Source organism: Shinella yambaruensis (assembly GCF_022899355.1).
Classification (GTDB): Bacteria; Pseudomonadota; Alphaproteobacteria; order Rhizobiales; family Rhizobiaceae; genus Shinella; species Shinella yambaruensis.
Genome location: NZ_JALJCK010000012.1, coordinates 15,117 through 37,748, shown reverse-complemented (window position 1 = coordinate 37,748; position 22,632 = coordinate 15,117). Strand labels below are relative to the sequence as shown.

Below are 22,632 nucleotides of genomic sequence, written 5' to 3'. Positions count from 1 at the left end.
GCCCGTCGTGCCGTGTTTTTTTTCAGATCGCCGGTTCTACGTCGCCGGAAGGAAAACCGCCACCCTTGAACGACAAACCTGCGACGTTTTACCCACCTTCACGCGCATCGGGCGTGCGCACGGCAAGGTTCGGGAAATAGGTACGGTATCGCGCGGCATCGCGCGTGATCAAGGTCAGGCCGGCGACCGCGGCATGGGCGCCGATGAAGAAATCCGGCAGCACGCCCGTCCGGCTGCCGCCGGTCCTGCGGTAGGCCTGGAAGGCCTTTCCGGCAAGAAAAAGCGCCTGCCGCGGCATGGGCAGATGGTCCAGTTCCGCAAGCGCGATCATCGCATCGAGATCGGCAATATCGCGGTAGCGCACCGAAAGCTCGGCATAGACGACATCGTTGATCCCGAGAGGACCGAGCAGCGCGGCGGCTTCCAGCTCCGCCTGCGACCACGCGGCCCAGACCGGGTCTTCCGTCACGAGGTCGAGCAGGACGTTCGTATCGACCAGAAACATGGGTCAATCGTCGCCGCGCGTCAGCGCCATGATCTCGTCCGTCGTCATCCCTTTGCCGGCCTGACCCCGCAGGCGGGCGAACCGGCTTTCCGGTCGGGCGTCGTCCAGCGGCACCACGACAATGCTGCCGTCCCGGACCCTGCGGAATTCGACCCTGCTGCCGGGGCCGATGCCGAGAAAATCCCGCACGGCCTTGGGGATCGTCACCTGCCCCTTGCTCGTCACCGTCGTGCTCATGAAACCTCAGTAATACCCTGTTGAAAACGGGTATTACCCTACGCCACAAACCGCACGATTGCCAATCCCGCAATGGAACACAGCCGACGATTGTCTTGCCGCCACCGGCACCCTATCTATGCACCGACAGGAGGACGCGATGAGCGACACGAAGACGTTGAAGGTCAACAAGACGAAGGACGAGTGGCGGGAGATCCTGACGCCGGAGCAGTTCCGCATCACGCGCGAGCACGGCACGGAACGCGCCTTCTCCAGCCCCGATTTCGACCTTTCCAAGAAGGGCACCTATCGCTGCATCTGCTGCGACAGGCCGCTTTACCGGTCGGAGGCGAAGTTCAATTCCGGCACCGGCTGGCCGAGCTTCTACCAGCCGATCGAGCCCGGCGCGGTGAGCGACCATTCCGATTATTCCTACGGCATGACGCGCACGGAGATCCGCTGTTCGGACTGCGACGCCCATCTCGGCCACGTCTTCCCGGACGGCCCGCCGCCGACGGGCCTGCGCTTCTGCATGAACGGCGTGGCGCTCCGCTTCGATCCGGATTGAGGCGCGCGGAAAGGCGGTCTCGGGCCGGCCGGCCCTACCGCTTGGGAACCTTGAGTTCCATGCAGGTCAGGTCCAGCCAGCGGCCGAACTTGATGCCGACCTCGCTGAACCGGCCGACCACCCGGAAGCCGAGCTTTTCGTGCAGCTTGATCGAGGCGGCGTTCTCCGCCTCGATGCCGGCGATCATGACATGGATGCCGTTGAAGCCTGCCCGGTCGATCAGCGCCTTGAGAAGGCGCTTGCCCGTGCCGGTGCCGCGACAATCGCCGCGCACATAGACGGAATGCTCGACCGTGTGGCGATAACCGTCGAAGGCCCGCCAGTCGCCATAGGAGGCATAGCCGATCACCTGCTTGCCGCGCATGGCGACGAGCACCGGGAAACCGCGCTCCCGGCGGGCGGAGAACCAGGCCTTGCGATTGTCGAGGTCGACGATGGCCTCGTTCCAGATCGCCGTCGTGTTGGCGACGGCATCGTTGTAGATGTCCATGATGCCGGGAAGATCCGCCTCCACGGCGTCGCGTATCGTGATGTCCATGGTTCCCCCCGGTTCTGCCTCCTGCCATACAGGAGGAGCGGGAAAGCTGTCCAGCCTGCATTCCGGCGCCGCGCCGCAAACTTGACGCGCGAAGGGTGCTGCAACAGTTTAAAAGCGCTGCGCAATTCCTTGAAACGGAATCGCTTCGGGAACTCCGGCAGTGGTTGCCGGGTGAAGAAACGCCCACCTTTGTCCGTTCCCCAAGGGACGCCATCAACGAGTAGCCGATCGTGCAACGCTTTCTCCTTCTTCTTTTCCTCGCCCTCCCCGGCGCCGCCTTCGCGCAGGGCTGGGAGCCCTATGTCAATGCCCGCTTCGGCTTTGCGGTGGAGATCCCGCCCGGTTTCACGCTCGTGCAGGAAGCCGACAATGGCGACGGGCGGACCTATGCGAAGGGCGAGGCGAGGCTCTCCATCTGGGCGAACCACCTGGCGACCGGGCCGTTCGGGGAAGAGGTCGCCGACCGGCGGACCACATATCTGCAGGAGGGCTGGGACCTCAGCTATGACCGGCAGACGACGGGCTGGGCAAGCCTTTCCGGCACGCTCGTCGATTCCATCCTCTACCACCGGATCATCGCGCTGTGCGACGACGCCGCGGCCTCCTTCGTGCTGGAATACCCGCAGTCGATGAAGGCGGAGATCTCGCCGTTCGTCGGGAGACTGGTGAAATCGCTGCGGCCGGCCGAGGGCTGCACGAGCGCGCAGGGCGCCGCCCCAGCGGCGCAATAGAGCAAGTCCAGCGCAGGGCCTTGCGGCCGCAATCGCAGCGAGAAAGGCCGTCAGACGCCCGAGACGACGCTGGTCAGCACCGCCGAATAATGCACGGCGGCCGCGGCGACGACGAAGGCGTGCCAGATGGCGTTCTGGAAGCGCAGCTTCTCCCAGACATGGAAGATGACGCCGACCGAATAGAGCACGCCGCCGGCGACGATCAGCGTCAGCGTGGCCGTGGAAAGATGCGTCGTCAGCGGCCCGGCGGCGAGCACCCCGCTCCAGCCCATGGCGAGATAGATGAGGATCGCCAGCCGGTCGTAGCGGCCGGGAAAGAGGAATTTCAGCGCGATACCCGCCGCCGCCATCAGCCAGATGCCGACAAGCATGCCGGCCAGCAGCGGATCGTCGATGCCGCGCTGCAGGAAGGGCGTGTAGGTGGCGGCGATCAGCACGAAGATCGCCGCATGGTCGAAGCGGCGCAGATGCCACTTGACCTTCGAGACCGGCCAGAGATTGTAGGCGAAGGAGGTGGCGAGCGCGACGACGAGCCCGATACCGTAGACCCAGGCGGCCGCCAGCTGCCCGCTCGTCGCCCAGACGGTGGCATAGAAGATCAGCGCCGTCACGCCGATCAGCGCGAGGACCACGCCGACGCCATGCACGATGCCGTCGGCGATCACCTCGACCCGGTCATAGTTCCACTTGACGCCCTTGATCTCCACCACTGCCGGCCCTGCCTTGTCTGTCGGGCCATGGTGGCGCGTTTGGAGGCAGGGGGCAAGGGTGTGCGCGGATCACAAAAGTTTGCCGTGTGAGATGAACCCTCGGGTCGAGCCAGAGGATGCCTCATTGCTGCGCGATGCATTCCTCGCAGAGCGCGGCATGGGGCACGGCGGCGAGGCGGGCCTCGGAGATCGGCGCGCCGCACTTGGCGCAGAGCCCGAACGTGCCGGCCGCGATGCGGTCGAGCGCGGCGTCGATGGCGCCCAGCTCCTTGAGGCCGGTCGTGCCGAATTCCTCCAGCACCTCGTCATTCTCCCGCTCGATGGCGCGGTCGGCGCTGTCGCCGCTCTTCAGCGTGTCGAGATCCTTCTCGATCTTGTTGAGGCGGCGGTAGAGCTCGCGCTTGCGGGTCTCCAGAATGTCCTTGTACTGCGCCAGGTCCGTCACGATACCGGTCTCCCTTCGTTTCCGATCATGCGCCGAAAATGGCATCGTACCTGAAAAACGACATTGATCGGAATCAAGTTCCCGTACCCGGATCGTCAACACCACATTGACGGTAAATCGCCGAAACACCATCTTTCGTGAACGCCGCCGCTCCGCCATATTCCCTTCCGACAGAACGGTTTCCAGGGGAAACCGAGACAGGGATCAAACCATGACGGACCTCGACAGACGGACATTCCTCGGCGCCGCCGCCGCGGGCATCGCCGCCACCAGGGCCGGCCCCAGCCGCGCGGAGACCGCCCCCATGAACGATACGACCACCACGACCAGCCACGCCGTCGAGATGCCGGCCTTCGTCGACCATTCGCACCTGACGGTGATCGACCTGCCGATGCTCTCGGCCTTCTACCAGCAGGGCATGGGCCTTTCGGTGCTCGAGAAGTCGGCCTCGGGCGAAACGCTCGGCGTTGCCGGCCGGCCGCTTCTGACGCTGACGACGGGCAGCAATGCCGCCCGCGCGCCGCGCAACGCGCCGGGCCTGTTCCATACCGCCTTCCTCGTGCCGGATCGCAGGGAACTCGGCCGCTGGCTCGCCCATGCCGCGCACAACAACGTGCCGCTCACCGGCGCCTCCGACCATCTCGTCAGCGAGGCGATCTATCTCGACGACCCGGAAGGCAACGGCATCGAGGTCTATCGCGACCGCGACCGTTCCGAATGGACCTATGTGCCGGACGGCACGGTGAAGATGGCGACGCACCGGCTCGACCTGCAGGCGCTCTACGACGAGGCGCCGAAGGACGGCTGGACGGGCCAGGAAAACGGCACCGCCATCGGCCACATCCACCTGCAGGTCTCTGACATGCCGGAGGCGGACGCCTTCTTCCGCGACGTGCTCGGCCTCGACATCATGGCGACCTATCCGGGCGCCAGCTTCTTCGCGACCGGAAAATACCACCACCATGTCGCGGCCAATGTGTGGAACTCGCGCGGCCAGCCGAAGCGCCGGCCCGGCATGACCGGCCTTGCCGACTACACGATCCGCTTCAACGAACCGGCCAGGCTGGAAACGGCACTGGACAAGCTGGACGCATTGGCGATCCCGACGACGCGCAGCGGCGACACCGTCTCGCTCGTCGACCCCTGGGGCATCGGCCTCAGGCTCTCGGCCTGAAGGCCTGGCCAAGAAACGGTGAAGGGTTGCCCCCCTCTGCCCTGCCGGGCATCTCCCCGTTGAGGGCAGGCGAACTGCATATGGACAGCACGCTGCCGCTTTCCCCTTCTCCCCCGCGGGGAGAAGGTGGCCCGAAGGGCCGGATGAGGGGGCTTGCACACCGCCTGACGTCTGCGCCACCCCCTCATCCCGCTGCCGCGACCTTCTCCCCGCGGGGGAGAAGGGGCAGGACGCGTCGTCTCATTCCATATGCAATTCGCCTGCCCACAAGGAGGAGACCTTGCTCAAACTCCGGCGCTAAGAACGATGAAACGGTGTTCCATCCAGTCCCCCCTTGGTCCAATCGCCTATGGAAGGAAACCGTTGCCCCATCCCCTTCTCCCCCGCGGGGAGAAGGTGCCGGCAGGCGGATGAGGGGGAGGTCGAAGGCGTAAAGGATTTGTCCGAGCCACCCCCTCATCCGGCCCTTCGGGCCACCTTCTCCCCGCGGGGGAGAAGGGGAAAGCAGCAGCGTGCTGTCATATGCAATTCGCCTGCCCTCAACGGGGAGATGCCCGGCAGGGCAAAGGGGAAATCCTCACCCCACAGGATCGGCTCCGCGACCACCTTCCCGGCCGCCCCGCACCCTCAGTCGTAGAGATAATGCGCTGCCCAGTCCTCGTGCGGCACCACGTCGCCGATGCGGTACTTGAAGGCGTTGACCTCCAGGCGGTCGGCGCTCGCCTCGCATTTGTAGGAAAGGCGATACCATTCGCCGCCGCTGCGGAAGACGGCGCCCTTCGTCCTGATCGTCGTGCCGTCGAGCTTGGGATCGCCGAAGGCATAGGCGATCACCTTGTCCGGGCGAAAGCCGCCCTTGGCGTCGCTGATCTGGTCCATCGCCTCGATGTCGCAGCGCTGTTCCAGCCGCTCTTCCGGCGTCAGCTTCTGAAGCTGGCTGCGCACGCGCGCATCGAGCGCCAGCGCGGGCGATGAACAGAGCGGCGCGAGCGCCAGGGTGCAAAGGGCGATGAAAAGCCCGCCTGCCTGCCGTTTCAACTGTCGGCCTCCTCTTCGTGGCGTCATTTCCGACACCTTAATTCGGGGTTAACGGGCAATATGTCGATTTCGCGACGCTGGCAACCCACCAGAGGTTTCAAGCCGCAGGCGGTGGAACTTCCGCTTTCCTCGCGCGTTTCCGGCGCGGAAAACGGGGGATGCGCCATGCATGACATATCGGGAAAACCGGCCGAACGGCGGCTCTTGCGGGGCAGCCTCGACATCGAAAAGGACCTTTCGGAGGGCGCGCCCCGCCGCTACGGGCTGGACATTGCCGCGGCCTGGGCGGCCATCGGCATTTTCGCGATCATGGCCATGGCCGTCGTCTATCTCATGGCGCCGATCCTCATCCCGCTGTCGCTGGCGGTCGTCACGGGCCTCATCTTCGGCGTGGCGGCGGAAAAGCTCACCGACCTCGGCATTCCCCCGCTGCCGACCGCGCTGCTCCTGGCCGGCGCCTTCGGCTTCGGGGTCTTCTTCATCGCCGGCCTGCTTGCCGATCCGATCACCCAGCTTGCCGCCAACGCACCCGACCTGGTGCGCGGGGCGTATGATCGCATCACGCCGCTCTTTTCCCGCCTCGGCTGGCTGAACATCAGCCCGCAGACCTTCGAGAGCGGCCAGATGTCGATGGAGAAGGTGCTGGAGAACACCGGCAGCATCCTTGGCATCCTCTCGGCCAGCCTCACCCCCGCCCTGCTGCAGGGCATGATCTTCTTCGCCGCGCTGGTGCTCTTCCTCTCCGCGCGGCTGAAGCTGCGCCAGATGCTCATCATGGCCTTCCCGCGCCGCGGCCAGCGGCTCGCCGCCATCCGCGTCATGAACGCCATCGACAGCGCGCTCGGCTATTATTTCGCCACCGCGGCGCTGGTCTATGGCGCGCTCGGCGTCGTCACCGCCCTCATCACCTGGGGCGGCGGGCTGGCCATGCCCGTGCTCTGGGGGCTCTTCGCCTTCCTCTCCTCGTTCGTGCCCTTCCTCGGCGTGACGCTGATGACCATCGCGCTCGCCACCGCCGGCCTTCTCACGCACGAGACGCTGGTGATGGGCCTCCTGCCGGCGCTCGCCTTCTTCCTCGTGCACCTGGCCATGGAAAACCTCGTCATGCCGGCCGTGATGGGCAAGCGGCTGGAGGTCAACGCCTTCATCATCTTCACCGCCATCATCTTCTGGACCTGGATGTGGGGCGCGGCCGGCGCCATGCTCGCCCTGCCCCTCTCCATCATCGGCATGACCATCGCCGACGAGCTGCGCCCCGCCAAGCGCAAGGCCCGCCGCAGCCTGCCCGGCTGACAAACCGCCGCACCCTCGCCAGCCCGCTTGCGTATGAACATTATACATTATATGAAAATGTATAATGTTTTGGGCGACGGCTGGAAGGGATCCCCGCGTGAGCACGACCAGACCGCCCGGCGTCGCCGGGACCATGCCGCCGCAGGCCATGGAGGCGCGGGCGGCGGAGGTCGCAGGCCTGATGAAGACGCTCGCCCACCCGGCCCGGCTGATGCTGGTCTGCACCCTGGTCGAGGGCGAGTTCTTCGTCGGCGACCTCGAACGGCGGCTCGGCATCCACCAGCCGACGCTCTCCCAGCAGCTCAACGTGCTGCGCGAGGCCGGCATCGTCGAGACGCGCCGCAAGGGCAAGCAGATCTTCTACCGCCTCACCGCCGAAAAGGCCGCAAGGCTCGTCGGCGCGCTCTACACGATCTTCTGCACGGACGGGGAAAGCCCATGACCGCCTATCTTCCCGCCCTTCTCGGCGGCATGCTGATCGGCCTTGCCGCCGCGCTGCTGCTCGTCCTCAACGGCCGCGTCGCCGGCATCAGCGGAATTGTCGGCCGGCTCGCGGAGGGGAGCAATGTCGCCGTCAACGCCGCCTTCGTCGCCGGCCTCCTTCTCGGCCCCGTCCTCTACCGCGGCCTTGCCGGCGGCTGGCCGGCCGTCACCATCGCCGCACCGCTGCCGCTCATCGCCGCCGCCGGCCTCCTCGTCGGCTTCGGCACGCGCATGGGCTGCGGCTGCACCAGCGGCCACGGCGTCGTCGGCCTTGCCCGGCTTTCGCCGCGCTCCTTCGCCGCCGTCGCCAGCTTCCTCGTTGCCGGCGTTTTCGCCGTCGCGCTCCTGCGGAGTTCCGGCCTGTGACCCGTTCCCTCCCGCAAATCCTGTCCGCGCTCGGCTGCGGCGCGCTCTTCGGCCTCGGCCTTGCCCTTTCCGGCATGCTGGACCCCGCGCGCGTGCAGGGCTTCCTCGACCTTGCCGGCGCCTGGGATCCAAGCCTTGCCTTCGTGCTCGGCGGCGCCGTCGCCGTCATGATGCTCGGCCTCGTCCTTGTGCGCCGCCTGGCACGCCCGGCCTTCGCGGAGGGCTTCCACCTGCCCGACACCCGCCCCGTCGACCGCAGACTGATCCTCGGCTCGGCGCTGTTCGGCCTCGGCTGGGGGCTTGGCGGCTTCTGCCCCGGCCCGGCGCTGGCCGCCCTTTCGCTCGGCCGGGCAGAACCCCTCCTCTTCGTCGCCTGCATGGTGGCGGGCATGGTGCTGCACGACCGGCTTTTCGCCCGCCGGGCGGGCTGAGCGCTTGATGCAGGCCGCCGGGCTCTCTATCTCTCTGGTCCCGCCTACCGATTTGCCGGAGTGATCCCTTGCCCGTCTTCAAAAACCTGCCCGCCGCCCCCGTCGCCGCCAAGAAGCCGGTCTCCGATACCCGCCACGGCATCACCCGCACCGACGACTATGCCTGGTTCCGCGACGAGAACTGGCAGGCGATGTTCAAGGACCCCTCCATCCTCCAGCCGGAGATCCGCGCGCATCTGGAGGCGGAGAACGCCTATATGACGGCCGCGATGGCCGATACGGAGGCGCTGCAGAAGGTGCTGTTTGCCGAGATGCGCGGCCGCATCAAGGAGGACGACAGCTCCGTGCCCGTGAAGGACGGCCCCTTCGCCTACGGCACCGCCTATGTCACCGGCGGCGAGCAGCCGCGCTATTTCCGCGAGCCGCGCGAGGGCGGCGAACGGGCCATCCTGCTCGACGGCGACAAGGAGGCGGCGGGCAAGGACTATTTCCGCCTGTCCGGCATCCATCATTCCACCGACCATTCGCTCGGCATCTGGGGCTATGACGACAAGGGCTCGGAATATTTCACGCTGAAGGTGCGCGACCTTGCAACCGGCGAGGACCGCAGCGACGAGCTCGCCAATACCGGCGGCGACGGCGTCTGGGCGCCGGATGCCAAGAGCTTCTTCTACACCGCGCTTGACGAGAACCACCGCCCGTCGAAGATCTTCCACCACATCCTCGGCGAGCGGCAGGAGAACGACCGCCTCGTCTACGAGGAGAAGGATGCCGGCTTTTTCATGTCGGTCGGCGGCTCGCTGATCGACGACTTCATCTATATCGACATCCACGACCACGAGACGAGCGAATACCGCCTGCTCTCCACCAAGGACCTCCTCGCCAACCCGGTCGTCGTCGCGCCGCGCCAGACGGGGCTCGAATATTCGATGACCGAGGGCGGCGACGTCTTCTACATCCTCACCAATGCCGACGGCGCCAAGGACTTCAAGATCATGCAGACGCCGGTGACGGCGCCGGGCCGGGAGAACTGGACGGAGGTCGTGCCGCACCGGCCGGGCACGCTGATCCTCAACCACATGGCGTTTGCCCGCCACCTCGTCTGGCTGGAGCGCCACGAGGGCCTGCCGCGCATCGTCGTGCGCGACCGGGAAAGCGGCGAGGAGCACGCCATCGCCTTTGCGGAGGAGGCCTATTCGCTCGGCCTTTCCGGCGCGGCGGAATACGACACCGACGTCATCCGCTTCTCCTATTCCTCGATGACCACGCCCTCGCAGCTCTTCGACTACGACATGGCGACGCGCGAGCGCACGCTCCTGAAGACGCAGGAAGTGCCCTCCGGCCACACGATCGAGGACTACGTCACCCGCCGCGTCTTCGCGCCGGCCCCGGACGGCGAGAGCGTGCCGGTCACCCTGCTCTACCGCAAGGATACGCCGCTCGACGGTTCAGCGCCGTGCCTGCTCTACGGCTACGGCGCCTACGGCATCACGATCCCCGCCGGGTTCAACACCAATTGCCTGTCGCTGGTCGACCGCGGCTTCGTCTATGCCATCGCCCATATCCGCGGCGGCAAGGACAAGGGCTTTGCCTGGTACGAGAACGGCAAGATGGACAGGAAGACCAATACCTTCAAGGACTTCATCGCCGCGGCCGATTATCTGAACGAGGAGAAGTTCACGTCCTACGCGAAGATCGTCGCCGAGGGCGGCTCGGCCGGCGGCATGCTGATGGGGGCGGTCGCCAACATGGCGCCGGAAAAGTTCGGCGGCATCATCGCCGCCGTGCCCTTCGTCGACGTGCTCAACACCATGCTGGACGATACGCTGCCGCTGACCCCGCCGGAATGGCCGGAATGGGGCAACCCGATCGAGAGCAGGGATTTCTACCAGCTGATGGCCAGCTACTCGCCCTACGACAATGTGGACGCGAAGCCCTACCCCGCCATCCTCGCGCTTTCCGGCCTCACCGACCCGCGCGTCACCTACTGGGAGCCCACCAAATGGGTGGCCCGGCTGCGCGAAAAGACGACCGGCACCGAACCGATCCTCCTCAAGACCAATATGGGCGCCGGCCACGGCGGCGCCTCGGGCCGCTTCCAGCGCCTGGAGGAGATCGCCTTCGAATATGCCTTCGCGATCAAGGTGGCGGGGAAGATGTGATCCCGTCCCGCGGGCGGGCAAGCCTCGCCCGCGGGATGCCTCATGCGGGGTCGATCATGCTCACCACGCGGGCGGCGATCTCATCTGTCGTGTAACTGTCCAGCGTTTCGACGAAGCGGGCGGTCCTGTTCTTCACGCGCTCGACGATATCCAGCCCGCGTACCTGGTTGCAAAGCGCAACGCCCGTCGTCCTGTGGCCTGAAATGTTCACCGCCAAGCCTGCCCTACGGGCGAATGCACCGCCCGTCGTGATGGGAACGACGAGGCACATGCCGACGGCGTTGATCTCGCGGGGCGTGATCACCACGCAGCGATGTTCGTCCTTCATCTCGTTCCCGACGACCGGGTTCAGGTCGACGATGAACACATCACCACGCTTCGGGATGTTGCTGCGGACCATCAGAATGTTTCATTGCCGACACGGGAACCGCCCTGCCAGGCAGCGGCCTGCTTGTTCAGGTCGGCCATTTCGTCAGCTCCTTCCAGAAGCTGTGCCAGCGTGTATCGCTTGCGGGGCTGGGCAGGCGTCGCGATGAGCGAGCCGTTGTCAACGGTCAAGGTCAGTTCCGTGCCGACTTCGGCACCGAGCATCTTCAGAAGCGCAGGCGGAATGCTGAAGACGGTCGCACCGCCTTGCCGACGGATTTTCGCTGTATTGCTCATGCAGGGCATCTCCGAGTATGTGCTACGAAAATAGCACATACTCGGCCCACCGCAAGAGCAGGCGACGCCCCTACCGGAACGCCCCCACACAGGCCTGCAGATCGCTCAGCATGGCGCTGGATCCTTTCAGGCTCGTCCGCACGTCGCCGATACGGATGTGGTTGCCCCGCTTCAGCGCGTCGATCACCGAGCGGTCGCGGCCGAGGTCGTAGGCGATCTCCTGGTGGCCGTAGGCCTTGCCCTTGATGTCGTAGCCCTCGCCGTCGTCGATCCAGTATCGCGCATCGCTCGTGTAGTCGTCGCGGTAGTCGTAGGCCGTGTCCTGGAAGCCGAAGGTGACGTGGCCGTCGTCGTACCAGCGGAAGGCGGCGTGGCGCCCGCCCTCGCCGCGGCGCGTGGCGCGGCAGTTCAGGAAGCGGCGGTCGCCGGAGAAGTCGGCGACGACCTCCCAGCCGCCGACCGTGCGCACGGCGCGGTAGGGGTCGGCGTCCTTGCCGTAGCCGTCGTCATGGCCGGAGGCGGCGGTTTCGCCATAGGCGTTCGTCTCGTGGCTCACGGCGCCGCCCGCCGCCGCATAGTCGTCCGCCTTCACACCCAGGGCGGCATCACTGCTCCCCGCATGCTCGTCCTCCGGGAAGTCGCGCAGCGCGGCGCGGTACTTGTCGTAAAGGCCGAGGCGGCGCACGTCGACGAAGTCGAACTCGTAGTCCTCCAGCGCGCGCACGCTGTTGTCGCGCAGGCGCACGAGGCCGCGCACGCGCAGGCACCCGTCGCCGCAGTCCACCTCGTCGACATATTCGCGGGCCCTGTCGTCCGGCGTCTTGATCGCGACGCCGAGGCTGTGACGGCGTTCCTCGTTGATCGCGCGGAACATCAGGGATTGCGCGTAGCCGCGGCGATCCTCGTCGAAATAGTCGTAGATCGCGCGTTCCTCGCTGGGGCTGAGATCGTCCCGGCTCCCGACATAGATGCGCCGCTCGGGGATGCTCGCCGCGGTGATGACGTTGCGCAGCCGCTCGTGCGAATAGACGGTCGTGAAGTAGGAGAGATAGTCGCAGCCTTCCGGCGGATACCAGAAGCGCACGTCGATCAGCACCAGCTGGCCGTCCTTGTAGACGTCGGAGAGCCGGCGGTCCTGCGCGTAATCGCCGAAGGTGATGCGCCCGCAGGGATCGCGCCGGTCGTTGGAGACCGTCAGATAGGGCATCTCGCCGCCATCCTCGTGGTCGCGGGAAAAGCGGCCGGCGAGAAGGTCGATCTTGCGCTTGGCGACATAGGCGAAGACGCCCTCGGGATAACGGCCGAGATAGCGGTCGTAGGCCTCGCGGTTGTCGGCGAGCGCGGCGAATTCGTAGAAGGCGATCTCGGCCTCGTCGACCTTGTCGTCCTTCGGGCTCAGGGCGAACTTGCCGTAGTCGGCATCGCTCTGCCAGGTCTCCTGCCGGCCCTTGCTGCGCTCCTTGACGATCTCGCTCACCTTGCGGAAGGCCTCCTCCAGCACGATGCCGGGAATGCTGATCGCATCGACGAAGGCCGAGGCGAAGGGGCTGATCGGCGTTCCCTCGTAGTCGTAGGCGGTGCCGGGCGCGGCGGCATAGGCATAGTGCACGTCCCCGGCGTCCTTCGGCTCGGCAAGCCCGTCCGGGATGTCGCGCAGCGTGAGGAAGGGGTTTTCATGCGCCGCGTCGAAGAGCACGACCTTGAGGCCCTTGCCGAGCCCGCGCAGCGTCTTCGTGATCTCGGAGACGGGCAGCGAGCGGTTGCGCAGGCCCGTCACGGTGCGGCCGGAGGCATCGACCGGCAGCAGGAAATTGTCGCCGTCGATCTGCACCGCATAGCCGGAGAAATAGACGAAGAGCACCGGGTCCTCCGCCTTCTCCGCCAGCCGCGTGAAATTGTTGAGCGCGGAGAGCATGCCGAGATGGTCGGCATCGGTGACGCGCGTCACGTCGAACTCCACCCGCTCCAGCGCCTCGCCCACGAGGTCGATGTCGTTGAGCGGATTTTCCAGCGGCTCGGCGTCCTCGTATTCGGCATTGCCGATGAGGAGCGCGTAGCGTTCGGCGGCGACGGCGGCCGGCGCGACGAGGAGAAGAAGACAGGCGGCAAGCGCCGCGACCCACCGATGGACATTCCGCTGCACGATACCCTCCCGAGACACGGTCCCGGCTCGCCGGCAACCGGACATTCGCTCACCAATGCATGCCTGAAGAAGGGGACGGACGGTGCCGCCCGCTTATTCAGAAGGCCGTGAAATTCCATGCCGGCCGGCGACGGGCGTCAGGAGCCGGCGCAGGCCGCCGCCAGCTTGTCTATCGCCGCCTTCGACCCCGTGAGGGGGAAGGCGAGCGGTTCGAATGTCGTTGCCGGATAGGCGATGGTCAGCGCCCTGCCGGCCTTGAGGCGGTCGACCAGCGGGCCGGTTATCGGGAATTCGCTGACCATCGCGCCGTCCATCGCCTCGAAATGCGCCGGCCGGTCGAAGGCCTCGCCATCGACGGAAAGGCGCAGCGGGCTGGAGAAGTCCCCGCCGTCGCCCGGCGGGAAATCCAGCGCCGCGGCGGCGAGGAACCGCAGGCTGAGCCGGTCTTCCGGGCCGCATTTCAGGAAGAGGTTGCTTTCCCGCGTCCCGGTCCCCACGCAGACCGAGGCCACCATGACAGGCCCCTCCTCCTCCTCGGAAATGCCGGCGCTCCAGGCGCCGCAGGTTTCCGCGAAGGCGACGGACGGGAACAGCAAAAGGACGGCGAGCGCACGCATCTGTAGAACCCCGACTGTTGAACCGGCATGGCTTTTCCCGGACGCTAGCACCGCGCAAAGGGGCCGGCAAGCGAGCGCCCCGCCGCCGGCCCTTTCAATCCGGCCGCTTGTCGCTACCTATAGGGAAACGAGACGCGAACGCCGCAAGAGGATGCCATGAGCAACGCCACCAACCCGCAGCACGGCGACGACGGCAGGCCCGTTGCCTTCGACAACAGCTATGCGCGCCTGCCGGACGTCTTCTTCGCCCCGGTCGATCCGAGCCCGGTGGAGGCGCCGCGGCTCGTCGCGTTCAACCGGGCGCTTGCCGGGGAGCTCGGCCTTGATGCGGATGCGCTGGAGCGGCACGGCGCGGGTTACTTCTCCGGCAACGTGGCGCTGCCCGGTTCGCTGCCGCTCGCCATGGCCTATGCCGGCCACCAGTTCGGCCAGTTCGTGCCGCAGCTCGGCGACGGGCGGGCGATCCTTCTCGGCGAGGTGATCGACCGCGACGGCCGGCGGCGCGACATCCAGCTGAAGGGCGCCGGCCAGACGCCCTATTCGCGCCGCGGCGACGGGCGGGCGGCGCTCGGGCCGGTGCTGCGCGAATATATCGTCAGCGAGGCCATGCATGCGCTCGGCATTCCGACGACGCGGGCGCTGGCGGCCGTCGCCACAGGCCAGCCGGTCTATCGCGACCGCGTGCTGCCGGGCGCCGTCTTCACCCGCGTCGCCGCCAGCCATGTCCGCGTCGGCACCTTCCAGTTCTTTGCCGCGCGCAGCGACACGGACAATGTGCGCGTGCTCGCCGACCATGTCATCGACCGGCACTATCCGGCGCTGAAGGGCGCGGAGCAGCCCTATCTCGCGCTGCTGGACGCCGTCGCCGACCGGCAGGCCTCGCTGATCGCCCGGTGGCTCGGCGTCGGCTTCATCCACGGCGTGATGAACACCGACAACATGACGATCTCGGGCGAGACGATCGATTTCGGCCCCTGCGCCTTCATGGACCGCTACGACCCGCGCACCGTCTATTCCTCCATCGACCGCAACGGGCGCTATGCTTTCGGCAACCAGCCGATGATCGGCCAGTGGAACATCGCGCGCCTCGCCGAGGCGCTGCTTGCCCTTCTTTCCGACGACCAGGACAAGGCGGTGGAGATGGCGAATTCGGCGGTCGGCCGCTTCATGGAGCGCTTCCAGGCGCATTGGAAGGCGGTGATCCGGGCGAAGATCGGCCTTGGCGCGGACGAGGAGGACGACGACCAGGGCCTGATCCGCGACCTGCTCGTGACGCTCTACGAGCAGAAGGCCGACTATACGCTCGCCTTCCGGCGCCTTGCCGACGCGGCCGAAGGCGCGGCGGCGGACGACGCGCTGCAAGACCTCCTCGAAACGCCCGGCGCGCTCACGCCCTGGCTTGCCCTCTGGCGCGCGCGGCTGACGCGGGAAGCCGGGACGGCCGAGGCGCGCGCTACGGCGATGCGCCGCGTCAATCCCGCCTTCATCCCGCGCAACCACAAGGTCGAGGAGGCGCTGGCGGCGGCGGTCGACCATGGCGATTTCTCGCTGTTTACGGCGCTGAACGACGTGCTGGCGCGGCCCTACGACGACCAGCCGGCCTTCGCCGCCTATGCCGTGCCACCGAAGCCCGGCGAGGAGATCACCGCGACCTTCTGCGGGACGTGAGGGGGCAAACTACACCCTTTTTCCGGCGCCTCCCGCCTTGTGCGCCGGGCATCGCCTATGGAAGGAAACCGTTGCCCTATCCCCTTCTCCTCCGCGGGGAGAAGGTGCCGGCAGGCGGATGAGGGGGATGGCGAAGGCGCAAACGATCCGTCCGAGCCACCCCCTCATCCGACCCTTCGGGCCACCTTCTCCCCGCGGGGGAGAAGGGAAGAGCGGTGATGCCGCATTCCCTATGCGGTAGCCCTGCCGCTTGCGGGGAGAGGGTTAGGGTGAGGGGCAAGCTCCCTGGCAAGGGCCTCGCCCCAAAAACATGAGTGGAATAGTATAATTTCTTCCTCCCCCTTTTCCCGGGATTGAAGCGCCACGATTCTGCCCTAATTTCTCCGTCGTCCCTCCTTGAGCCGGACGTCTTGTCGGCCTCCTCCTTGGCCGGCAGCACCAACGGAGATCCCCATGTTGCTCACGCTGACCGCCGCCCTCATCGCCATCATCGGATTGGTGCTGACGGGCGGAGGCGGGTGGCTGCTGTCGCTCGGCGGCAGCCCCTATTATCTCGTCACCGGCCTTGCCTTCCTCGTCACGGCCGTGCTGCTCCTGCGCCGCTCCGGCGCGGCGCTCTGGCTTTATGCCCTCGTCATCCTCGGTTCGCTCGGCTGGGCGATCTGGGAGGTCGGTTTCGACTGGTGGCAGCTCGGCCCGCGCGGCGGCGTCATCGTGCTCCTCGGCCTGTGGCTGATGCTGCCGGCCATCCGCCGCCCGCTCGGCTTTTCCAGCCCCACCGGCACGCCCTACCCGGCCTCGGCCCTGCCGCTCGCCGTTGCCGTCCTCGTCTCCATCGGCGTTGCCGGCTTTGCGATGACACAGGACCCGCACGACGTGGCCGGCAGCCTGCCGACCGACGTCGCCAACGCCACACCCGCCCTCGGCGGCAACGTGCCGGCCGGCGAATGGCACCAGTACGGCCGCACGCCGTACGGCCAGCGCTACTCGCCGCTCGACCAGATCAACACCGACAATGTCGGCACGCTCAAGGTCGCCTGGCAATACCAGACCGGCGACGTGAAGCTGCCGGACGATGTCGGCGAGACCACCTACCAGGTGACGCCGCTGAAGATCGGCGACACGCTCTACATGTGCACGCCGCACAACTGGGCGATCGCGCTCGACGCGGCGACCGGCAAGGAGAAATGGAAGTACGATTCCAACTCCGGCATGAACCCGGACCGCCAGCACCAGACCTGCCGCGGCGTGACCTACTATGCCGATCCGGCCGCGGCGGCCGGCGCCACCTGCGCCGCCCGCGTCTACCTGCCGACCTCGGACGCCCGGCTGATCGCGCTCGACGCGGCGACCGGCGACGTCTGCACGAGCTTTGCCGAGAACGGCGTGCTGCAGCTCGAACAGGGCATGCCCTACAACCCGGCCGGCTACTACTATTCCACCTCGCCGCCCGTCATCACCGACGGAAAGATCATCATCGGCGGCGCGGTGAACGACAACTACTCGACCCAGTCGCAGTCGGGCGTCATCCGCGCCTTCGACGTCAATACCGGCGCCCTCGTCTGGAACTGGGATTCCGGCAATCCCGACGTCACGACGCCGCTGCCCGAGGGGCAGGTCTATACGGTGAACTCGCCGAATTCCTGGTCCGTCTTCAGCTATGACGACGCGCTCGGCCTCGTCTACATCCCCCTCGGCAACCGCGTGCCGGACCAGCTCGGCATGGGCCGCAGCGAGCATGTGGAGAAATACTCCTCCTCCATCGTCGCGCTCGACATCGGAACGGGCGCGGTGCGCTGGGTGCGCCAGACGGTGCACCACGACCTGTGGGACATGGACGTGCCGGCCCAGCCGGCGCTGATCGACATCACGAAGGACGGCGCCACCATCCCCGCCCTCGTCGGCCCGACCAAGCAGGGCGACATCTACGTGCTCGACCGGCGCACCGGCGAGCCGATCATCCCCATCGAGGAGATACCGGCGCCGACCGGGGCGATCCCGGAAGATTTCACGGCGCCCACCCAGCCGATTTCCGACCTCACCTTCTCGCCGCCGCCGCTGACGGAAAAGAACATGTGGGGCGTGACGATGTTCGACCAGCTCGCCTGCCGCATCGATTTCCTGTCGTTGAAATACGAGGGCCGCTATACGCCGCCCTCGCTGCAGGGCACGCTCGTCTATCCCGGCAATTTCGGCACGTTCAACTGGGGTTCCGTCGCGGTCGATCCGGAGCGGCAGGTGATGTTCGGCATGCCGACCTACCTCGCCTTCACCTCCCGCCTCGTGCCGCGTGACCAGATCCCGCCGAAGGGCCAGGACGAGAAGGGCTCCGAGCAGGGCCTCAACCGCAACGAGGGCGCGCCCTACGGCGTGTTCATGGGCCCGTTCCTCGGCCCGCTCGGCATTCCCTGCCAGGCGCCGCCATGGGGCTATGTCGCCGGCGCGAACCTTGCCACCGGCGAGATCGCCTACAAGCACAAGAACGGCACGGTCATGGACATGACGCCGCTGCCGCTGCCCTTCAAGGTCGGCGTGCCGGGCATCGGCGGCCCCATCATCACCAAGGGCGGCGTCGCCTTCCTCGGCGCGGCGGTGGACGATTACCTGCGCGCCTACGACCTGACGAGCGGCCGCCAGCTGTGGGAAGCCCGCCTTCCGGCCGGCGGCCAGGCCACGCCGATGACCTACACGGTCGGCGACAAGCAATATGTGCTGATCGTCGCCGGCGGCCACGGCTCGGTCGGCACCAAGCCGGGCGACTACGTCATCGCCTATACGCTGCCGTAGCGGGGCGCCGTACCGACCCCCCTCTGCCCTGCCGGGCATCTCCCCCTCAAGGGGGGAGATCGGATGGGGCGCGGTTTCGCCCATCTCCAACGGCTCGATATGAGCGAAGGTCCCACCACCTGCCGATCTCCCCCCTTGAGGGCAGGCGAATTGCATATGGAATGAGGCGACGCGTCTTGCCCCTTCTCCCCACGGGGAGAAGGTCGCGGCAGCGGGATGAGGGGGTGGCACAGACGTCAGACGGTGTGCAAGCCCCCCTCATCCGGCCCTTCGGGCCACCTTCTCCCCGCGGGGGAGAAGGGGAAAGCAGCAGCGTGCTGTCATATGCAATTCGCCTACCCTTGAGGGGGAGATGCCCGGCAGGGCAGAGGGGGGTGGCGCGGAGGGAGATAGCGCCCGGCAAAAGGGCGATCATTGCGGGGTTGCCTCCCCATCCCGCCTTTCCCATGATGCAGCCCTCCAAAAATCCTCCCCGGGAGATTCGCCATGAAAGACGACTGGCGGCTGATCGCCGCGCCGGTGAAGATCATCCTTGCCAATTACTGGCGGTCCTCGCGCGGCCTGCTGGCGCTTGTCTCGGTCATCGTCTTCCTCTCGGCGATCGCCTCCATCGCCGCGCCCTATCTCTTCTCGCGCCTCATCGACGCCATGACCGCCGACCGGATGGCCGAGATGCTGGCGGCCGGCCTCGTCGTCTATGCGCTGCTCATCGGCATGGCCGCGGCCCTGCAGCACATGGTGCAGTACCTCTCCTACATGAGCGCGGAGAACCTGAGCTTCATCGCCAGCACCAGCCTGTTCGAGCGGCTGTTGAAGAAAGAGGCCGCCTTCTTCGCCGAGCACAACCCGGCCGAGATCGAAAGCGCCGGCCAGCGCGGCCAGGGCGCGATGATGACGCTGGTGCAGCTCGCCCTCATCGTCTTCATTCCCGGCGTCACGCAGATCACGCTGGCGATCGCCATGCTGGGGGCGACGATCGACATCGAGGTCGCGCTGATCGTCGTCGCCTATGGCGGCGGCTTCATCGCGCTGACGGCCATCGCCAACCACCGCACGCGAAAATATCTCGACGCGGCCGTCGAGGCCGGACAGGAGAACGCCAAGTTCATCGGCAACGCCATGACGGCCATGGAGACGCTGCGCCATTTCGGCAGCCACGGCTGGATGCAGGCGCGCTTTGCCGGAAAGGCCGGCGAGGAGCGTGACAGCTGGGCGGCCTTCTGCCGCCGGCGCATCGGCTATTCGTCGCTGATGGGCGCCGGGCTCGCCGTGCAGTTCGTCGTCACCTTCCTCCTGCTGTTGCCGCGCTACCGGGCGGGCGATCTCAGCGTCGGCGACATCGTGCTGTTCAACACGCTGCTGCTGCAGCTCAACCAGCCCTTCGAGATGATCGGCCATGCGCTCGACAACGTAGTGCGCGCCCGCGCCTCGCTGCTGCCGCTCGCGCGCATCTGGGCCGCCCCCGAGGAGCCGGACACGGGCACATCGGGCGGCTTTTCGCCGAAGGCCGGCCGCCTCGCCTTCGAGGATGTCTCCTATGCCCACGAGAACGGCCGCGGCGTCGAGAAGATCGGCTTTGCCGCGACGCGCGGGCGCATCACCTATCTCGTCGGCGAGACGGGCTCCGGCAAGTCGACGCTGCTGCGCCTCGCGCTGAAATCCATCCGCCCCGCCGCGGGGCGCATCACCGTCGACGGCATCGATCTCGATGGCGTCTGCCAGCGCGACTGGTACGGCGCCGTCGGCATCGTGCCGCAGGATGCGGTGCTGCTCAACGACACGCTCGCCGTCAACATCGTGCTCGGCCGCGCCTTCGACGCGGAGCGGTTGCGGCGCGCGGCGGAAAAAGCGGCGATCCTTGCCTTCATCGACGGCCTGCCGGACGGGTTCGAGACAAGGGTCGGCGAACGGGGCATGAAGCTTTCCGGCGGCGAGCGGCAGCGCATCGCCATCGCCCGCGCGCTCTATGCCGATCCGCAGTTCCTCTTCCTCGACGAGGCGAGCTCGGCGCTGGACGAGGCGACGGAGGCGGGAATCATGCAGCATATCCGCGGCCTTGCCGGCGACGTGACCATCCTTGCCGTCACCCACCGCAGAAGCGTGATCGCGCCTCAGGACCATGTCGTGCGGCTCGGCGCGGGCCGCATCGAAAGCGACGTGTAAAGGGCGGCAAGGCTCGCAAAAGCTGCAAACGGTACTGGTTCGCGCGACGCACGCTCAAGGGGCCCTCCATGAAGATCGACGGCAGCATGCTTTCCGCCTACACCTACGGCAGGCCGCGCGCGACGAGCGGAGAAAGCCTTAACGACGGCACGGGCGGCGGCACGGCAGGGCGCAACATCCCGACCGTCAGCCCCACGGCGCCGATCCCCTCCGGCCTTGCCAATGCGCTGTGGCTGACCCAGGCCAAGCTCGACAAGGCCGAGACGGAGAGCGCCAGCCTGACGTCCGAATTCCTGGAGCTCTCCAGGATGACGCCGGCCGAACGGCTGCGCAAGGAAATGCTGGAAGCCCTCGGCCTCACGGAGGAGAGCCTGGCACAGCTTCCCGAGGAGGAACGCTCGGCGATCGAGGAAGACATCCGCCGCGCCATCAAGGAGCAGCTCGGCATCGACGACACCCGGCAGGCAGGCACGGCGGAAGGGCAATCCGCGGCAGGCACGGAGGAAGCGGGGGCCTGAGCGCCCCCGCTTTCATCCCGCTTTTTGCACACGCCGACGAAACCCGATTGACAAACGGCGCGATTTCGAGAATATCGCGCCCATGATCAAGAACACGCACATCGCCGCGACGTATTTTTGGCTGTTCCGATAAGGAGCGGCTGTTCGATCATGTCAACAAGCCGCCATCAGGCGGCTTTGTTGTTTCTGGCACCTGATGGCACAAAACCCCAGGAGCCCGAAATGCAGAATACCGTCATCAAACTCGACCCCGCCGCCCTCGATCGCCCGCCGATGCTGACCATCCGCGCCGCGCGCCCGGGCGACCTGCAGCAGATCCTCGACATGATCGCCCTGCATGCCGAATGCCACGGCGACACGGCGAAGGTCTCCGCCGCCGATCTCGACCGCGATCTCTTCGGCGCCCATCCCTGGATCACCGCGCTCGTCGCCGAAGCCGGCGGCCGGCTGATCGGCTACGCCCTTCTCGTGCCGATGTACCGCGCGCTGGAAGGCCTGCGCGGCATGGAGCTGCACCAGATCTTCGTGCGCAAGGACCATCGCGGCCACGGCATCGGTCGCCACCTCGTCTCCCGCGCCCGCGAGCACGCCCGCATCGCCGGCTGCGGCTACCTCTCGGTGAGCGCGGCGACCGGCAATTTCGGCGCCCACCGCTTCTACGAGCAGATGAACTTCCGGGCTGGCCCGGTCACCGGGATGCGCTATGTCCAGTCCCTGGGCTGACAATACGTTGAGGAGGACATCGACATGGCGAAGCGACTGGCCATCGTGCTGACCGAGGGCTACGCCGACTGGGAATGCGGGCTGCTGATGGCGACGGCGCGGGGCGACTGCGGGGCCGAGACCGTGGTCCTGACGCCCGGCGGCGCGGACGTGACCTCGCTCGGCGGCGTCTCCATAAGGTCCGCCGGCAGGGCGGAGGACGCCGCGCCCGCCGATTTCGACGTGCTGGTGCTGTGCGGCGGCACGATCTGGCAATCCGGCCAAGCGCCCGACCTTTCGGCTCCGGTCGCGCGCTTCGTCTCGGCGGGCAAGCCGGTCGCCGCCATCTGCGATGCGACGCTGGCGCTCGGCCGCCTCGGCCTGCTCGACGACCGGGCGCATACCGGCAACTATCGCGGACAGCTGCCTGAGATCGTGCCCGGCTATCGCGGCGCCGCGCTCTACCGCGACCAGCCGCAGGCCGTCAGCGACCGCGCCGTCATCACCGCCTCGGGCGCGGCCCCCGTCTCCTTCGCGCGGGAAATCCTCGACGCCATCGGCCTCGGCTCCGCCGACCTGTCCGGCTATCTCGCGATGTATGGCGACGAGCACCGCAAGGCGCCGGCGTGACGGCATGATCGCCCCTCCTCCGTCGTGCGCGGCACGTCTCCACTTCGGGCGCGGAGGCGTCACGGCCCCTCTCCTCCGTCA

24 protein-coding genes are annotated in these 22,632 nt (G+C 67.0%); 14 read left to right on the top strand and 10 right to left on the bottom strand.

Going from position 1 to position 22,632, the window contains the following annotated elements; translation table 11 throughout:
* Positions 1-88 precede the first annotated feature (88 nt).
* Both MUU56_RS24685 and MUU56_RS24680 read right to left on the bottom strand, forming a co-directional pair.
* Positions 89-505, bottom strand: a complete 417-nt coding sequence (locus tag MUU56_RS24685; protein WP_244769928.1) for a type II toxin-antitoxin system VapC family toxin — start codon at positions 503-505, stop codon at positions 89-91.
* Between the two features lie 3 nt (positions 506-508).
* A complete protein-coding gene (locus MUU56_RS24680; RefSeq protein WP_244769927.1) occupies positions 509-742 on the bottom strand; it encodes an AbrB/MazE/SpoVT family DNA-binding domain-containing protein in 234 nt (77 codons plus the stop codon).
* Between the two features lie 139 nt (positions 743-881).
* Between MUU56_RS24680 and msrB the strand changes: the two genes are divergently transcribed.
* Positions 882-1,289 (top strand): peptide-methionine (R)-S-oxide reductase MsrB, encoded by a 408-nt coding sequence (gene msrB, locus MUU56_RS24675; RefSeq protein ID WP_244769926.1) that lies wholly within the window; start codon positions 882-884, stop codon positions 1,287-1,289.
* A gap of 34 nt (positions 1,290-1,323) precedes the next feature.
* Here the strand turns inward: msrB and MUU56_RS24670 are convergent, their stop codons facing one another.
* A complete protein-coding gene (locus MUU56_RS24670) occupies positions 1,324-1,827 on the bottom strand; it encodes a GNAT family N-acetyltransferase (RefSeq protein ID WP_244769925.1) in 504 nt (167 codons plus the stop codon).
* A 230-nt stretch (positions 1,828-2,057) separates the two neighbouring features.
* Here MUU56_RS24670 and MUU56_RS24665 point away from each other — a divergent pair, with 230 nt between their 5' ends.
* Positions 2,058-2,558: a hypothetical protein gene (locus tag MUU56_RS24665; protein WP_244769924.1), complete on the top strand. Its 501-nt coding sequence runs from the start codon at positions 2,058-2,060 to the stop codon at positions 2,556-2,558.
* A 50-nt stretch (positions 2,559-2,608) separates the two neighbouring features.
* Here MUU56_RS24665 and trhA read toward each other — a convergent pair whose 3' ends face one another.
* Both trhA and MUU56_RS24655 read right to left on the bottom strand, forming a co-directional pair.
* Positions 2,609-3,268, bottom strand: a complete 660-nt coding sequence (trhA, locus tag MUU56_RS24660; RefSeq protein WP_244769923.1) for a PAQR family membrane homeostasis protein TrhA — start codon at positions 3,266-3,268, stop codon at positions 2,609-2,611.
* A gap of 121 nt (positions 3,269-3,389) precedes the next feature.
* Positions 3,390-3,713, bottom strand: a complete 324-nt coding sequence (locus tag MUU56_RS24655) for a TraR/DksA family transcriptional regulator (RefSeq protein ID WP_064329474.1) — start codon at positions 3,711-3,713, stop codon at positions 3,390-3,392.
* Positions 3,714-4,017: 304 nt separating this feature from the next.
* On the opposite strand from MUU56_RS24655, the gene MUU56_RS24650 reads away from it, so the two are divergent.
* On the top strand, positions 4,018-4,887 hold the full coding sequence (locus MUU56_RS24650) for a VOC family protein (protein WP_244770100.1): 870 nt from the start codon (positions 4,018-4,020) through the stop codon (positions 4,885-4,887).
* Between the two features lie 627 nt (positions 4,888-5,514).
* Here MUU56_RS24650 and MUU56_RS24645 read toward each other — a convergent pair.
* Positions 5,515-5,925 (bottom strand): DUF930 domain-containing protein, encoded by a 411-nt coding sequence (locus MUU56_RS24645; protein WP_398432500.1) that lies wholly within the window; start codon positions 5,923-5,925, stop codon positions 5,515-5,517.
* Positions 5,926-6,090: 165 nt separating this feature from the next.
* Between MUU56_RS24645 and MUU56_RS24640 the strand changes: the two genes are divergently transcribed.
* The 5 genes from MUU56_RS24640 (at position 6,091) to MUU56_RS24620 (ending at position 10,660) form a co-directional block, all read left to right on the top strand.
* Entirely contained in the window at positions 6,091-7,218 is a 1,128-nt protein-coding gene (locus MUU56_RS24640) for an AI-2E family transporter (protein WP_244769921.1), read from the top strand.
* Between the two features lie 133 nt (positions 7,219-7,351).
* Positions 7,352-7,660, top strand: coding sequence for a sulfite-sensing transcriptional repressor BigR (gene bigR / locus MUU56_RS24635; protein WP_244770098.1), 309 nt, complete (start codon positions 7,352-7,354; stop codon positions 7,658-7,660).
* Entirely contained in the window at positions 7,657-8,067 is a 411-nt protein-coding gene (locus tag MUU56_RS24630; RefSeq protein ID WP_244769920.1) for a YeeE/YedE family protein, read from the top strand. The genes bigR and MUU56_RS24630 overlap by 4 nt, the downstream gene beginning before the upstream one ends.
* Positions 8,064-8,498, top strand: a complete 435-nt coding sequence (locus MUU56_RS24625) for a DUF6691 family protein (RefSeq protein WP_244769919.1) — start codon at positions 8,064-8,066, stop codon at positions 8,496-8,498. The genes MUU56_RS24630 and MUU56_RS24625 overlap by 4 nt, the downstream gene beginning before the upstream one ends.
* Positions 8,499-8,566: 68 nt before the next feature.
* Positions 8,567-10,660, top strand: a complete 2,094-nt coding sequence (locus MUU56_RS24620; RefSeq protein ID WP_244769918.1) for a S9 family peptidase — start codon at positions 8,567-8,569, stop codon at positions 10,658-10,660.
* 40 nt (positions 10,661-10,700) lie between these two features.
* Here the strand turns inward: MUU56_RS24620 and mazF are convergent, their stop codons facing one another.
* The 4 genes from mazF to MUU56_RS24600 form a co-directional block, all read right to left on the bottom strand.
* The gene (gene mazF, locus MUU56_RS24615) at positions 10,701-11,060 is read right to left on the bottom strand and encodes a type II toxin-antitoxin system toxin MazF (protein ID WP_244769917.1); all 360 of its coding nucleotides are present in this window, start codon (positions 11,058-11,060) and stop codon (positions 10,701-10,703) included.
* On the bottom strand, positions 11,060-11,323 hold the full coding sequence (gene mazE / locus MUU56_RS24610; RefSeq protein WP_244769916.1) for a type II toxin-antitoxin system antitoxin MazE: 264 nt from the start codon (positions 11,321-11,323) through the stop codon (positions 11,060-11,062). Before mazE ends, mazF begins: the two co-directional genes overlap by 1 nt.
* 70 nt (positions 11,324-11,393) lie before the next feature.
* Positions 11,394-13,466 carry a caspase family protein gene (locus tag MUU56_RS24605; RefSeq protein WP_244769915.1) on the bottom strand — a complete coding sequence of 691 codons (2,073 nt, stop codon included), beginning with the start codon at positions 13,464-13,466 and terminating at the stop codon, positions 11,394-11,396.
* Positions 13,467-13,603: 137 nt separating this feature from the next.
* The gene (locus tag MUU56_RS24600) at positions 13,604-14,083 is read right to left on the bottom strand and encodes an invasion associated locus B family protein (RefSeq protein ID WP_244769914.1); all 480 of its coding nucleotides are present in this window, start codon (positions 14,081-14,083) and stop codon (positions 13,604-13,606) included.
* Between the two features lie 156 nt (positions 14,084-14,239).
* Between MUU56_RS24600 and MUU56_RS24595 the strand changes: the two genes are divergently transcribed.
* From MUU56_RS24595 to MUU56_RS24570, 6 genes are all read left to right on the top strand, one after another.
* Positions 14,240-15,751, top strand: a complete 1,512-nt coding sequence (locus tag MUU56_RS24595; RefSeq protein WP_244769913.1) for a protein adenylyltransferase SelO — start codon at positions 14,240-14,242, stop codon at positions 15,749-15,751.
* Between the two features lie 453 nt (positions 15,752-16,204).
* Positions 16,205-18,538 carry a glucose/quinate/shikimate family membrane-bound PQQ-dependent dehydrogenase gene (locus MUU56_RS24590; RefSeq protein WP_244769912.1) on the top strand — a complete coding sequence of 778 codons (2,334 nt, stop codon included), beginning with the start codon at positions 16,205-16,207 and terminating at the stop codon, positions 18,536-18,538.
* A gap of 486 nt (positions 18,539-19,024) precedes the next feature.
* The gene (locus tag MUU56_RS24585; protein ID WP_244769911.1) at positions 19,025-20,701 is read left to right on the top strand and encodes an ABC transporter ATP-binding protein; all 1,677 of its coding nucleotides are present in this window, start codon (positions 19,025-19,027) and stop codon (positions 20,699-20,701) included.
* 68 nt (positions 20,702-20,769) lie between these two features.
* A complete protein-coding gene (locus tag MUU56_RS24580; RefSeq protein ID WP_244769910.1) occupies positions 20,770-21,219 on the top strand; it encodes a hypothetical protein in 450 nt (149 codons plus the stop codon).
* Positions 21,220-21,441: 222 nt separating this feature from the next.
* Entirely contained in the window at positions 21,442-21,942 is a 501-nt protein-coding gene (locus MUU56_RS24575; RefSeq protein ID WP_244769909.1) for a GNAT family N-acetyltransferase, read from the top strand.
* A gap of 24 nt (positions 21,943-21,966) precedes the next feature.
* Positions 21,967-22,551, top strand: coding sequence for a DJ-1/PfpI family protein (locus MUU56_RS24570; protein WP_244769908.1), 585 nt, complete (start codon positions 21,967-21,969; stop codon positions 22,549-22,551).
* The last annotated feature ends 81 nt before the right edge of the window (positions 22,552-22,632 follow it).